Here is a 14,015-nt window from a genome sequence, read left to right as displayed (position 1 = left end):
CATGACGTTGGATATATGGTTACGCACCGTTTTTTCGCTGATAAACAGCTGCTGTGCGATATCCTTGGTTGTTTTGTCCTGCACTAACAGTTCAAAAACTTCGCGTTCACGATTGGTTAGCAAAAATTTACTTTTATGGTCGCTGCCCTTCAAAGTGTCACCCCTCCTTGCCCGGGTTTTTGTATCATTACAAGGTGTAGGGATACAGTCAAAGTTAGTTTATGAAGGGGTGGAACTAATGGTGCAGTAGCTGGGAAAAATGGGCTTTTCAACTGAAAAGTCGGCATAGTTTTTTGATGTGGTCTTGGGGGAACAATCCCACAAGTCTCGATGCTTCTTCTGTCCTCATAACAAGCTCTTGTATGCCTGCTGGTACCGATCGTCGTACATATTCTCGACGACGAAAATTGGTTTGTTAACCAACGACAGTTTTGCATGATACTGTCGATGATCGCCTCGCTGAAAATTTTCGGCCAAATCGCTGTGATGACAGACGGAGGTCCCGGATTTGCCACCGAAATACTTACCTATATCGTATACAAAGTTGGCTTTGGTGAAGTGCGGCAAGGATACGGTACGGCGTTGTCTCTGGTGCTGTTTGTGATCATTCTGATCGTGGCGCTTATTCAGATTCGTTTACTCCGTTCGCGGAAGGTGCAGAAGTAAGATAGAAAAAAACAATAAATGGGTGGATATCGTCATCTTTGCCGGCACCTTGATTTTGGCTGTGTTGTTTTGATTCCCGCTTTACTTCAGTCTCATTTCGGCTTTTAAATCGAATGGCGAGATTTTGAAATCTGCGATCGCTTTTCCAAACAGTCTGTACGGGCAGCTTCTAATATTTGCTGACCAAAACCAAATTCCTGTAGGCCATGATGAACAGCTTGATCCTGACCGCAGCTTCGATCTTTTTCATGGTGTTCACATTCCGATGGCCGCTTATGCGATTGAGCACAGCGGCAGGTCCCTGATGCCGAGCCTGATTCTCCCATCAGGGAAGCCGAAGACAATGACTGTGGAAATCTTCAAGTTCGTCGACGAGCCGGCTTCGCAATAGGATATATGGTGTTTGCCGGAACGGCTATGTCTATTGATCCCATGTTGGTCGCAGTTATTGCATTGCAGAAATATTTTGTCAAAGGTGTCGCAGCGGGAGCTACCAAAGGCTGATCATCATATGACAGGGGTATGAGTATGAACGGAAACTTCAGGCCAATTCAGGCTGTGGTTTCCTTCTTTTTGTTCTCATACCTAGGCTCGAATGTCGTTTTGCAATCGAACGAATCTCTTAAAAAGCCGCATACCATTCTTAAAAAAACGCATGTTATACTTGTTTTTCCTATGCTAGGCTGTATAAGTATTTAATTTACAATAAGGAGGAGTAGAATGGCATCAAAATTTCAAGTTGGGATTTGTTTCGTTTGTTTGGTTGTTGCATGGGTCGTTTCTCCGCTATATGCGTTAGCGGCGGGAACGGAAAGCTTTACCGTATCCAGCGAACGCAATCTTATCCCCGTAGGCAGTACAGTAGACGTGAAGGTGCAGGCTGCAGGAGTTCAAGATTTGTACGGCTTCGAAATAACCGTGGATCTGGATCCTCAATACTTTGAACTTGTGAGCAGTCGATCTTTGTTGAACGATTCGGGGGTAGAAGCCAAGGTTTTGTCGAACCGGGGGTTCATATTGGCTTCCAGCCGGGTAGGCGAAGAGAAATCCGGGGTTAGCGGGAACACGGAATTGGCTTCATTCACTTTGAAAGCGCTTCGTTCGGGAGTATCCGCGATTAAGCTGGAATCGGTGACTTACATCACTTCCTCCTATGATACGCAATCGTTCTCCAACGTGAATCAATCGATAACGTTCCATCTGAATAAAAGCGATGCTCATTCCAACTCTCCGGGAACGATACCGAATACTCCGCTTAATTCCGGGGAAGCTCCGGCTGGGTCAAAGCCTGTACCAGCCTCGGCTACGATTTCTGTCAAACCGGAAGAAGTGGAAACGAGTAACGGAGAAGCTAAAATCAGGCTGAATATGGACACGCTTACACAAGCGTTAAGCGGGACTTCTGGAAACGATCAAGGGATCAGGACAGTCCGCATCGAGGTAGCCCCCGTGGAAGGCGCCAAAGCTTATTCCTTTGAAATGCCGGTTCAATTGCTGCACTCCGTTTCGGCAGATCGGCAGTATGAAATTGTGACTGATGTGGGCAAGGTCGTATTACCTTCAAATATGCTGAACAATGCTGGCTTGTCGCCCGAACAAAACTTTACAATTCGAATAGCGAAGCATAATTTGCCGAATAACGCCGATAGCTCGGTACAAGCCTTGGTTGGAGAAAGGCCGGTCATCGACTTCACGCTTACCGTAAGCGGGAAAGAGGTTAAATTTAATAACCCGAAAGCAAGCGTTAAGGTTTCGGTGCCCTATCCATTGATGCCTGATGACCAAGACCCAGAGCATATCGTGGTCCTCTATATTGACGACATGGGCAATATGAAAGCGGTTCCAATTGGCAGATATGTATCCAAGAATAGCTCCGTGGAATTCAGCACGACCCATTTTAGCGGGTATGCCGTCGCTTATGTGGATAAGAAGTTTGTGGATACCGCCTCTTTTGGATGGGCTGAAAAAGCGATATCGGTTTTAGGCTCCAAAGGCATAATCAATGGAACGACGGATTCGAACTTCGCGCCAAGCGAAAGTGTTACCAGGGCGGATTATCTGACTTTGCTCGTAAGAACTCTCGGCCTGACGTCGTCAATGGATACGAATTTTAGCGATGTAGATCCTGCCGATTATTATTTTGAAGCAGTCGGTATTGCCAAAAGCCTGGGCATCGTCCAAGGAACCGGCGATAACCGTTTTCATCCTAAAGAGCGGATTACCAGAGAGGACATGATGGTAATGACCGAACGGGCGTTGAAGCTGACAACAAACCTGCGCCTGCCGGACGCAACCCCGGTTGGGAGCGAATACAGTCAGGAAATTGCTTCCTATGCGAGATCAAGTATCGATCGACTTGTGCAAATAGGGTTGATTGAAGGCGACAATGGCTTAATGAAGCCTCAGGCATCCGCAACCCGTGCTGAAACAGCCGTCTTAATGTACCGCATTTATCAGCTGCTGTAATCGTATTTCATTCTTAACCTTGAAACGGAGGGTAACATGATTAGAAAACATTTGTTTAGCGCACTCAGTGTTTTGCTCCTGTTCGGCTCGATTCCTGTACATGCAGGTGCGGCAACAACCGGAACGACTACAGCTTCTAGCAGCAGCGTCACGGCTCAAACCTATGCACCTACAGTCATCGATCTTTATCCGGAAGCCGATGCCGGTGTGTTCAAATCGAATGCCACTCGAAACTACGGCACGACGAACAGTTTCGGTCTTAAGAACGGTTTCGGGGAAGCGTACCTGCGCTTTGATTTATCGCGGCTTGAAGGGTTTCCGGTAACCGCCAATGTTTATATGAAAACGACTTCCAGCAGTGCCCTGTATGCCCCGATCAACATTATTAATATCGATGACGACACATGGGTAGAAGGAACAAAGAACAATGCCACCGCTTCTGAAGGAGAAATAACTTGGAATAACAAGCCGAAGGTCGGGAAGGAAATCGTTAAAGACACATTTGTGGTCACGCCGGACAACACGCTGTATCCAACAACAGCGAATCAATTGGTGTATGCGGATGTAACTCCCAGCGTAATCAAAGAAATGAACGGGAATCAGAAATTATCGTTTTCGCTTCAGTCTACCGGCGGGGATTACACGAATTTTTCGTCAAGAGAAGCGGCTTCTCAAGCCAACAGACCCCGCCTTCAAGTTACCGTAGACCGCAGCTATTCCTTCCCGGCAAGAAGTTTGTCCGTTCGTGAGGGACAATCGCTAACCATACCGTTGAATAAACAAACGATGGATGGGACAGATGTCACTTTAGCCGTTTACGGATTGCCTAATGGCGCGGTTTTCGACCCCGGCGCGGCGACCATTACCTGGACGCCAAACTTTTCGCAAGCAGGTGTTTACCCGTTAACAATCACGGCGAGCAAACAAGGCTTGACCGCTTCCGCGAAGATAGTCGTCACTGTCGCGGATGAACCGAACGCTCCCGAGTTTGTACCGCTGAACAATATTTCTGCGCAAGAAGGAAGCAGTGTCCACTTCTCCGTTTATGCAACAAACCCGTTAGGCAAAGCGTTGCCCTATCAGGCAGAAGGGCTTCCGGACGGCGCCGTATTCAATGCAACGACAGGTGAATTCGATTGGACGCCTTCATACAGACAAAGCGGAGCCTACAATGTGGTCTTCTCTGCCAATAATGGTGCCTTTGTATCCAAACAAAATGTGAAGATTGACGTGAAGGACATCAATTGGCCGCTTCTTGCGCCCATTGAAGATCAAGAAGTCGAGCAGCAACAAGCGCTAAAATTTTTGGTTCAAGGGTGGGATCCGGAAGGCGGCACCATCACCTATCAGGCTTCGGCAGTGCCCTACGGCGCAACCCTTGATGCAAGAACCGGAGTTTTTAGATGGGTGCCGGAGCCGGATCAAACCGGATATTATACGATTGGAATTACAGCAACCAACGGCATCGCTGTTTCGCCGGTGCTTCCGGTGAATATTGCCGTCGTTCCGAAGGAAGATTCCGATGCGAAGGAATTGTATGCCAAGGCTGAAATTGGCACTAAGAACGGACAGTTCTTTAAAAGCGCCAAAGAAAAGCTGAACCAAGCTATATCGGAAGCGGATCAAGTATTGTCCAAACCGAATGCTTCGCAGGATCAGATCAATCAAGCCAAAGCAAGTTTAAAGCAAGCAGTCGAAGCGTTTAAATCAACCGTAATTAAAAAGCCCGATGGGGACCTGAATAACGACAATTCAATTAATTATGAAGACCTTGCAGAATTGACAGCTAACTATGGAGTGGAATCCGCCGCTGATCCTTCTGCAGACGTTGACGGCAACGGAGCAATCCGGCTGAGTGACTTGGTGTTTGTGGCCAAGCGGGTGACTCAGGGAGATGGCCTGGTGAAGAGAACTTTTAACCTTCTTCCGGATGTGGACGAATATGTGACAGGAGGCTCATCTTCCGGTTCTTCGTTTGACTGGCTTAATGAATTGCAAATTCAGAATTCAGGTGCAGATGATGCCAACACTCATGAAGCTTTCCTTAAATTTAATGTGTCGGCTTCCCAGCTTCCCGGTGTTATTCTTCATGCAAATTTTAAAATGACGCTGGCTTCTACGACGGACTCCGTATACGGCACACCGATCGCTACGGAGTTTGTTGCAAACGACCAATGGGATGCTTATGACTGGAAACAGCCGAACATCTCCTACAGCAACAGGCCGAGCTCTACGCCAATCTATAACGGCACGGCCACGGTGGTGGATGGCGAGAACGGGCGCAAAGAATATGGGATCGGTGTAACGGGTACGATTCTCCATGAACAATCTGGCAATGGAAGCGTTACGCTCCGAGTAAATGCGGCAGCGCAAAACGGTCAGTTGTACCGGTTTATTTCCAAGGAAGGTGGAACTACGGACGAAATGCCGCATTTGGAGGTGACTTCGATGGTAACAACTCAGACAGCTGCGGCCTATGACAATATCGAATCCGACTTGAAGGACCTTCAGCTGGGGGAATTGACCGCAGTGACATCGAATTTGAACTTTGCAACCTTGGGAGCGAAAGGAACGAATTTCAAGTGGACCTCGTCGGACGAACAAATCGTCACGGATCAAGGAGTCGTTACTCGTCCGGGTGCGAAGTTAGAGGACAAATCCATCTATGTCAATTTGACGGCAGTGAACGGAACCATTACCGTTAAACAAAGATACCGGATTATCGTACTCAAAGATATGCAATCCGCAGCCCCCGCTTCTGCCGATGTTGCTGTCACACCAGTAGTTGTGGAAGACGAAGTGAGAGGACTTATTAAGGATAAGTGGAATAACCAATTCACAGATGTGAACTACCCTACACAAATACTGACGAACGTTATAGAGGTCAACCCCGAAGAAAGCATTCAGAATGCGATCGACACTGTGAGCGCTCAAGGTGGCGGGGTTGTCTATCTCAAAGAAGGGCTGCACATCATCAATAGTCCAATCACTATAAGAAGCAAAGTCACCCTTGTCGGGCAAGGCGAAAGAAATACGATTGTCAAGCAAGGTCCGAACTTTACCGGAACCGCCTTTAATGGCGATACTCAGACGGTCCAGCTGACTGACATCGTCTTTAAAGACTTTACGCTGGAAGGCACACGTGGCACGAGCTCCAACACTGGCGGAGAGAACGGGATTGTTTTCGCAGGTAAGGATCTGGTGACCGCGCCACATGCACGCATCATGCTGCAGCGAATGACCATCAAAAATTGGTCGGGTATGGGGATGCATTTCAAGCGGGTAACGGACATCATTATGGATCATGTCACTTCGGATTATAATGGGGAAACCAACGGCTTGTACCACAATCTGTACTTCTTGTACGATAATCGGATTCTCCAATCGGACTCCGACTTCTCCAGGCCCGCCCGAGGCAAAGGAGCGAAGTATACGTCAACCCAGAATGTCATTGCTCAGCGTATTACCATTAAAGATACGCTCGGCAACGGCATTCAGTCCGATAATTCAGGGGCTGATCATATTATTTTTCACAAATACTCGATAACGGGGGCAGGTGGGGTTGCCATGTGGTTCCCGTGCGAGAACTTTAGCAACAAATACGTATACACGGAAGATCCGACCTATGCACCGCAATATGTTATTTTGAGCAGAGTCAATCTTTCACATAATCGTACAGGCGGCATTTGGAGATCTGTCAGGAATACTTATATCGTGAACAGCACCTTCAATAACGATCGGGACGACCTCCAGTTATTGAACTCCGACGTCAAGTTTGAGAATACGACGTTTACCCACGCACCGGTTTATTATACCAGTGTATGGGATCTTCCTGATCCGATTCTGTAATAAGCATATGAAAGCAAAGCCGGATGCCCTTCAAGGGAGCAGGCTTTGCTTCGCTAGCTTGGGATGTATGTCAATTGACCGTTACACGGGAACTTCCATTATAAATAAATCCGCTGCCCTTGCCTCTGATTCGCTAGTTGTGATCAGCCGGCCAAATCGACGTTTTATCGAGCTGGACGGATAAAGCCGTCGCCGTCTTGCTTACCTTAAATTCGACGGTCTTGAGTTGTTCGAAGTTGCCCGCTTGATCCTTGCTGCAATAACCTAGCGAATAGGTCCCTTCCCCGAAGGCGGGAATGGATCCGGTATAGGTCATCCAGGCACCGTCATTCACTTGGTACTCCGTTGTCACCGTTCCACCGTATACGCCAGCGCTCACGGATAAGCTTACCGTTTTGTCGTAACTGTTATCATTAAATTCAACTCTAACGGCGATAATATACCCAGGCTGCAAAGGGCCTTCCGCACACATTCCCGATTGGGAAGTGTACTGAAGGCTCTTTGGTTTGTGCCCGCTCAGGAAACCATGCCAACGGAATCGATTTTCCAGGGCTCGACAGGAGAGCTTCGCTTCAGCTGGAACGTTAAACGCATGCGGGCTTCTTTATGATGCGGCCGCGACTGCCGCACGTCAACCGGAATCTCCAGTGCGAGGGCATCCGCCGTCGCGTCCTCCTTTTGCCGAAGGTGAATCTGATGAACCCAGCGATCATCGTCTGTGCTGTTTTGCAGGAAGAAGGCCAGCTGCTGATTTTGCCCATGGGCGAAGCTCATTCTGGCTGCTTGCCGGTCATGGAGATTCAGTGCAAGGAAGAATGTATCGATAAGCCCGGTCGGCGAGGCCTTAGCCATGTAATCATCCAGCCTCCCGGCTGCCTTATAGATCATCAGCTGATGTCCGGGGTCCATCTTGCCGGAGCCGTGGGTGGAGCTTCCCGGAAAATGAATGCAGAAGTGGCCGGAGAAATCATTATCCGGGATGCCATCGCCCCCGTGAGGCATGCCGTGCATAGATGCAGCTATCCGCTGTTGAGTATCCGTCTCAATGATGATGGACCTGCGGGTCCAGCTCCAAACCCCACCGTAAATGCGCTTCATTACGGCGGTATCCTCCTTGGTCAGCGGCTGCACATCGGCATGGCTGGATCCGGCTCGTCTTTGCACATGGAAGCCCAGCCCTGTTTCCATATCGATCACTTTAAACTTCGTTTTTTTAGGAATGACCTGCTTGGCTTGATCCCATTCCAGAAATTGACCATAATGCTGCGAACGCAGGCTATCCCGGTGTTGTAGGAGCTCTGCTGCGGCTTCTTCCGGCAGGGTGAGCCGCTCCATCCTTTGCTCGTCGAACAGACGGCCTTGAGCATCCAGAAGATAAGTGAAGGTTTGATGGTTCGTATGAAAAGTCAGGTACGTATCCGTTGCCGGAATATGGTGAACAGCAGCCCGCCCTTCGGGGCTTTTGACAGCTTTGATCCATTTGGATTCGTTAAGCTCCAGGCGGGTCTCCCAAGCCGATTCTGCGGAGACCTTCACTGCTACAACGAGCTTTTCATCAGGAGTTGCGTAGGTAGAGGTGCTAAGAAGAAAGGTAACAATAAGGAAGGAAATCAGAAGCATCCAACGTTGAGTAAAAGGAACCATGGTCATCTCCCTCTAAATGAATGTGCCCATAGTCATTTTTTACATCACATTGAAAAACAAGTAGAGGAAAATGAAACCATAGCAGAACCGGGGTCGGGGTTAAATCAATTTGAGCCAGCTTCCTAGTTGATTGATGAGTCCCATAACAATACCGCCTAGAAGAAAATAACAAATAGCCAGACTAAACAAAACAAGAAAAACATTTTTAAAGAAATTCAAAATATTCTCATCTCCAATAAATTTTGGTGCTTTTTCGACACTTGTCTAAGTTACTGTATTTCCGGGAAAACCGCAAGGTTCTTATTTCCCAAGTCCTTTGAAATCAAGGGTTAGATTTCATTTTTTTATGAATGTGCTACAATGGGAGCAAACTAAGGGGTAAGCCGCACTAGTCGGTTTTTGTCGTTTTATGGGGAGGGGATTGGTTTGAAGGGCTTGATGGTATCGGTCCGGCAAGCGTATCATCACTTGCGGATTAAACATAAAGTTTTTTTACTGATTGGCAGCATTACAGCCATTTGCTTTTTGATTACGTATTCGGTGCTGCAGTATGCCTACACGATCTATGATGAACAGCTATATACAAAATCGTCGCAGCTGTTGAATTTGTCCGCAAGCGGCATTGAAAATGAGCTTCGCAAGAGCGAGCGTCAATCCTTCAGTATCGCTACGGACTCACAAATCCAGAGCCTGCTGCTTTCATTAAGGGAGGATACCCCGGAGTATGAAAGGTACCGGATCCGTTCTTATATTGTAGACAAGCTCGTACAATACGCAGGCTATGAAAAGTATATCGAATCGATCGAGGTTGTTGATCTGCAGGGGGTTTCCTCCCGGGTTGGCGTCAACAAGAGCACATCCCCCGAGAGAGAAAAATTCATTATTGATGAATCTGTCAAAGGCTCAGGCGAAATGAGATGGATCTATCCGAGCGAGTCGGATTCCTCGTTAATTGCGGCCAGGGAAATCCGTTCCTATGAGAATTTGAACTTGAACCGTCTGGGTACGGTCATCATCCGGTACCGGTTTGACAAGATTGTGGAGGATTTGACCGCCGGCACGGATTTGCGCAATGGGGAGATGATCATCACCTCGGGGCAAAACACCATTTATCCGCTGGATCCCACAAAGAAGCCGTTAACAGGCAGCTTGGTCAACGGTACAGGCGAAGGCGGCTATTTCATTGAGCAGCGGAACGGCCAGTCTTACTTCTACACGCATATTCAGTCAGGTTATTTGGGCTGGTCCTATTACAGCTTGATCCCGTTCGAGCAAATTTTTCAGAAAATTATATTTATGAAAAAGCTGCTGCTGTTCGGCTTTATCGGCAGCCTGCTGATCGTATTTTTGCTGGCGCTTGGCTTCTCGCGAAGCATTACCAAGCCCATCGAAGCGTTGATCGGCCGCATGAAGCAGGCCCAGATGGGCGACTTCAACTATGCGGAAACCGAGCCGCTGGAAGTGACGGCGCTGCCGATGGACGAGGTCGGACAGCTGCATCGTACCTACCGGATGATGATCGGTAAAATCAATGAGCTGATTACAGAAAACTACGCGAAGCAGATCGTAATTAAGGAAACGCAATTCAAGGCGCTGCAAGCGCAGATCAATCCGCATTTCTTATATAACACGCTGGAATCGATCAATTGGCTTGCCAAGGCGAACGGGCAGCAGCAAATTTCACGTATGGTGGAAGCGCTCGGCTTTTTGCTGCGAAGCTCGATCAGCTTGAAGGAAACGCTCATCACCGTCCAGGAAGAGCTGGACATCGTCATGAATTATTTAACGATTCAAAAATACCGGTTTGAGGATCGTCTGCTGTTTGAGCTGGACATGCCGGAGGAGGCAAATGCCGCATATCTTCCCAAGCTTACGCTGCAGCCGCTCTTGGAGAACGCAATTCATTATGCTGTGGAAACGATGATTGAGCCGTGTCGTATCCGTATTGTCGGCAAGCTGGAGGGAGACCTCCTGCGGATCACGGTTCAGGATGACGGCCCGGGAATGACAGCGGAGCTATTGGAGCAGGTACGAACCGGAACCGCGCCAACAAGAGGCAGCGGAATTGGATTAAAAAATATAGAGGAACGCATTGTGATCGCTTTTGGAGAGCCGTACGGCATTGAGATTGACAGCGAGCCGGGGCGAGGAACCCAAGTCAGCGTGCTGCTCCCCTATACCAGATAACGAAACGAGGGAATGATGTGCATGTATAAGGTGCTGTTGGTAGATGATGAGCGTATAATTTTGGACGGCATATCCAATGTCGTACCATGGGGGGATTCCGGTACGGAGCTTATAGGGACAGCGCGCAACGGGATCGAAGCATTCCAGAAAATCGAACAGGACCCGCCTGATATTATTATCAGTGACATTCGGATGCCCGGGATGGACGGGCTGCAGCTGGCCGCCAAGGTGAATGAGCAATTTCCGCGCATCCGGATGATTCTGCTGTCGGGGTTCAGTGAATTTCAATACGCTCAAAGCGCGATGAAGTATGGGGTCAAGCATTACCTGCTCAAGCCGTGCAACGAAAGCAAAATTTCGGAGGCGCTTCAGGAGCTGGTGGAGGAGCTGAAGCAGTCCGAGGAGACGGAAGATTTTATTAGTAATATGCGGTACGGTCTGGAAAAAATGATGCCCCAAATGAAGGAGCAGTTTTTGAAGGAATTCGTAACGAATAAAACTTACGGTGCCCATGATTGGGCATATTATGCGAACCTGTTCTCGATTGATCTCGGCAGCCGCAAGGTAAGGCTCCTGTGCTTTCAATTGGAAGGCAAGTTTGAATTCGAGCATTTGTTCGCAGTGAAAAATATCGCCGCCGAGCTGCTTGAGCGTACGGTGCTGAGCTCTACCGTAGGCGACCACGTGCTGATTGTGGTAGAGGATGTCAGTGAGGTCAATGAGCTTCATGAGCGAATCGAGCAAATTCGTGAAACGTTCCTTCATTATTATAAAATTGATCTGACCATCGCCCTGAGCGAAGCGGATGTCATTACGAGAGCAAGAATTTTATACAAGCAAACGATGGAATGCCTGAATTACCGGTTTTATTTGGGTGAGGGCAGCTTGATTACGCAGCGGGATATTGACTTGGACCAAAGCGTCCAGCAAGCGAAGGAATGGAGCTATGACGAGGAAACGCTGACACTGCCGATCAAGACAGGCCGCTGGGAGGAAGTGGAGGCGGAAATCGACGCATTTTTTGCCAAAATGAGCGCGCTCCGGCTCGATATTCAAACCTCGAAATCGTATGTGATCCAGCTCTTCATGGCGGCGATTCGTCTCGGCGAGCCGGAACGGATGAATGAATATATGCAAAAGCTGGTCAAGCTGGTGGAGATGGATACGTTGGCGGCCATTCAAGGCTTATTCAAAGAAATTGCCGGCGGAATCGCCCGGTTGAACTATGAGAAGAATAAAAACAAGCATAGCGCCATTGTAGATAAAGTGATCGAAATCATTGAGGAGCAGCTGGGCAATCCGGAGCTGTCCTTGAATTGGGTCGCGCATCAGATGCTTTATATGAATGCGGATTATTTGGGCAAGCTGTTCAAAAAGGAAACCGGCGAGAAATTTTCCAACTATGTCATGAAGCTCCGCATCAAAAAAGCGACGGAAGTGATAGAGAAGAACGAGGATGTGAAAATTTTCGAGATTGCGGAAATGTTGGGCTTTGGCGATAATCCGCAATATTTCAGCCAAGTTTTTAAAAAATATGTCGGATGCAGACCCTCTGAATATATGAAATCTCCTTCATAAGTCTGTTTTTTAAACAAAGATAACGGTTTTTTGGATTAACGATTCGGGTCTAAAGTTGGATAATGATGATGTAAGCGCTATGAAAATTGGTTTAACGGATTTTATACAAAGGGGAGGAAATAAATATGAAGAAAGCAATGACCCTGATTCTTTCGGCAGCTCTTGTTTTCACAGGATGTTCGAGTGGCGGAGGAGCAAGCACAGCACCCGCAGGAGATAAAAAGCCGGAAGCAGCGGCTGGAACGAGCAAAGATCCTGTAAAATTGCGCATTGCATGGTGGGGCGGACAAGCGAGACATGACTACACCTTGAAGGTGATTGAGCTATATCAACAAAAAAATCCGAACGTCAAAATCGAAGCGGAATACGCAGCGTTTGATGACTATTGGAAAAAGCTTGCTCCGCAAGCGGCAGCCAATGATTTGCCGGACATCATCCAAATGGATATGAGCTACCTGGCTCAGTACGGCGGCAGAGGCCAGCTGGAGGACCTGAAGCCTTATACAACCAAAGGCACTTTGGACGTGAAGGACGTAGCTCCGAACGTTGTAAGCTCCGGCGAGTATGACGGCAAGCTGTATCAGCTTTCCTTGGGTACGAATGCACTCGGCGCTACGGCGGATACCGAGCTGTTGAAAAAAGTCGGCGCAGAGGTTCCAGCCAAAAATTGGACTTGGGACGATATGGGCAAAATCGGTGAGAAGCTGAAAGCAAACGGCAAGCTGATTTCCGACTACATGCGCTATGACGTGTTCTTCCCTTACTACCTGAGAACGGTTGGCCAAAAAATGTATGCTGCTGACGGCACGCAATTGGGCTACACGGACGATAAGGCGTTTGTTGACTACTACAAGCGTTACCAAGGCTGGTACGACAAAGGCTACTTCTTGAGCCTGGATAAGCTGGGACAAAAGAAATTCATCCCGGAAGATGATGAAATGGTAATGGGCAACGCGTTTGCTTCCATCGCTTGGTCCAACCAATATGTAGCGATGTCCGCTGCAGCAAAGCGTCCTTTGGATCTGCTTCCAATTCCAGGACCTGACGGCAACAAAGGCTTGTTCCTGAAGCCAAGTATGGGCTTCTCCGTATCCAAGAACTCGAAGCAAAAAGAAGAAGCGGTGAAATTCATCAACTTCTTCGTGAACGATATCGATGCGAACAAAATCATTAAAGGCGAGCGCGGCGTGCCGATTTCCTCCAAAGTGAAAGAAGCGTTGAAGCCGTCCCTGACGCCAGCTGAAGCGAAAGTATTTGACTATGTGGCATGGGCAGAGCAGAACAGCTCCCCAATGGATCCTCCGAACCCTGTAGGCTCCGTTGAGGTAGAGAAGCTGCTGAAAGACTTGAGCGAGCAAATCCTGTACAAGAAAATTTCCGTAGAGGATGCCGCTGCGAAATTCCGTAAGGATGCCAATGCGATTTTGGCGAAAAACAAAAAGTAAGACCCATGGACCGGATGCTGAGACTTTGTCAGTATCCGGTTTTTTAGTGCTAAAGTACGATGGAACAACAGCGCAGAGCGTGGAAATTCGTCGGAGCCTAGCGGATTTTCTGACCATCCGTAGTCTGTTTTTTGAACAAAATGAACGGTTTTTTGCCTTCTGCTCGTGGGCGGAATCCTT

The 14,015-nt window shown here is 48.2% G+C and carries 10 protein-coding genes; 7 read left to right on the top strand and 3 right to left on the bottom strand.

Annotated elements, in window-relative coordinates:
* The coding region (locus tag CF651_RS08775) for a LuxR C-terminal-related transcriptional regulator (RefSeq protein ID WP_094014474.1) at nucleotides 1–153 on the bottom strand (153 nt) is incomplete at its 3' end.
* Between the two features lie 282 nt (nucleotides 154–435).
* Here CF651_RS08775 and CF651_RS08770 point away from each other — a divergent pair.
* The 4 genes from CF651_RS08770 to CF651_RS08755 all read left to right on the top strand — a co-directional run bounded on the left by CF651_RS08770 (nucleotide 436) and on the right by CF651_RS08755 (nucleotide 6,981).
* On the top strand, nucleotides 436–666 hold the full coding sequence (locus CF651_RS08770; protein ID WP_245855790.1) for a carbohydrate ABC transporter permease: 231 nt from the start codon (nucleotides 436–438) through the stop codon (nucleotides 664–666).
* A gap of 124 nt (nucleotides 667–790) precedes the next feature.
* Nucleotides 791–1,057 (top strand): hypothetical protein, encoded by a 267-nt coding sequence (locus CF651_RS32805; RefSeq protein WP_245855789.1) that lies wholly within the window; start codon nucleotides 791–793, stop codon nucleotides 1,055–1,057.
* A gap of 329 nt (nucleotides 1,058–1,386) precedes the next feature.
* Entirely contained in the window at nucleotides 1,387–3,132 is a 1,746-nt protein-coding gene (locus CF651_RS08760) for an S-layer homology domain-containing protein (RefSeq protein ID WP_094014473.1), read from the top strand.
* Nucleotides 3,133–3,168: 36 nt separating this feature from the next.
* Entirely contained in the window at nucleotides 3,169–6,981 is a 3,813-nt protein-coding gene (locus CF651_RS08755; RefSeq protein WP_094014472.1) for a CBM96 family carbohydrate-binding protein, read from the top strand.
* A 133-nt stretch (nucleotides 6,982–7,114) separates the two neighbouring features.
* On the opposite strand, the gene CF651_RS08750 is transcribed toward CF651_RS08755, so the two are convergent.
* Together CF651_RS08750 and CF651_RS08745 are read right to left on the bottom strand one after the other, a co-directional pair.
* Nucleotides 7,115–7,435 carry an OmpL47-type beta-barrel domain-containing protein gene (locus CF651_RS08750; RefSeq protein WP_144029034.1) on the bottom strand — a complete coding sequence of 107 codons (321 nt, stop codon included), beginning with the start codon at nucleotides 7,433–7,435 and terminating at the stop codon, nucleotides 7,115–7,117.
* A 62-nt stretch (nucleotides 7,436–7,497) separates the two neighbouring features.
* Nucleotides 7,498–8,625 carry a hypothetical protein gene (locus CF651_RS08745; protein WP_094014470.1) on the bottom strand — a complete coding sequence of 376 codons (1,128 nt, stop codon included), beginning with the start codon at nucleotides 8,623–8,625 and terminating at the stop codon, nucleotides 7,498–7,500.
* Between the two features lie 426 nt (nucleotides 8,626–9,051).
* On the opposite strand from CF651_RS08745, the gene CF651_RS08740 reads away from it, so the two are divergent.
* The 3 genes from CF651_RS08740 (at nucleotide 9,052) to CF651_RS08730 (ending at nucleotide 13,835) form a co-directional block, all read left to right on the top strand.
* Nucleotides 9,052–10,812 (top strand): sensor histidine kinase, encoded by a 1,761-nt coding sequence (locus tag CF651_RS08740; RefSeq protein ID WP_245855788.1) that lies wholly within the window; start codon nucleotides 9,052–9,054, stop codon nucleotides 10,810–10,812.
* A 21-nt stretch (nucleotides 10,813–10,833) separates the two neighbouring features.
* Entirely contained in the window at nucleotides 10,834–12,390 is a 1,557-nt protein-coding gene (locus CF651_RS08735) for a response regulator transcription factor (protein WP_094014469.1), read from the top strand.
* Nucleotides 12,391–12,515: 125 nt separating this feature from the next.
* Nucleotides 12,516–13,835: an ABC transporter substrate-binding protein gene (locus CF651_RS08730; protein WP_094014468.1), complete on the top strand. Its 1,320-nt coding sequence runs from the start codon at nucleotides 12,516–12,518 to the stop codon at nucleotides 13,833–13,835.
* Nucleotides 13,836–14,015 lie beyond the last annotated feature (180 nt).

The sequence above is a fragment of the Paenibacillus rigui genome (genome assembly GCF_002234615.1).
GTDB lineage: Bacteria > Bacillota > Bacilli > Paenibacillales > NBRC-103111 > Paenibacillus_S > Paenibacillus_S rigui.
The sequence above is the reverse complement of the archived record's forward strand: the minus strand, read 5'-3'. Positions and strand labels throughout refer to the sequence as shown.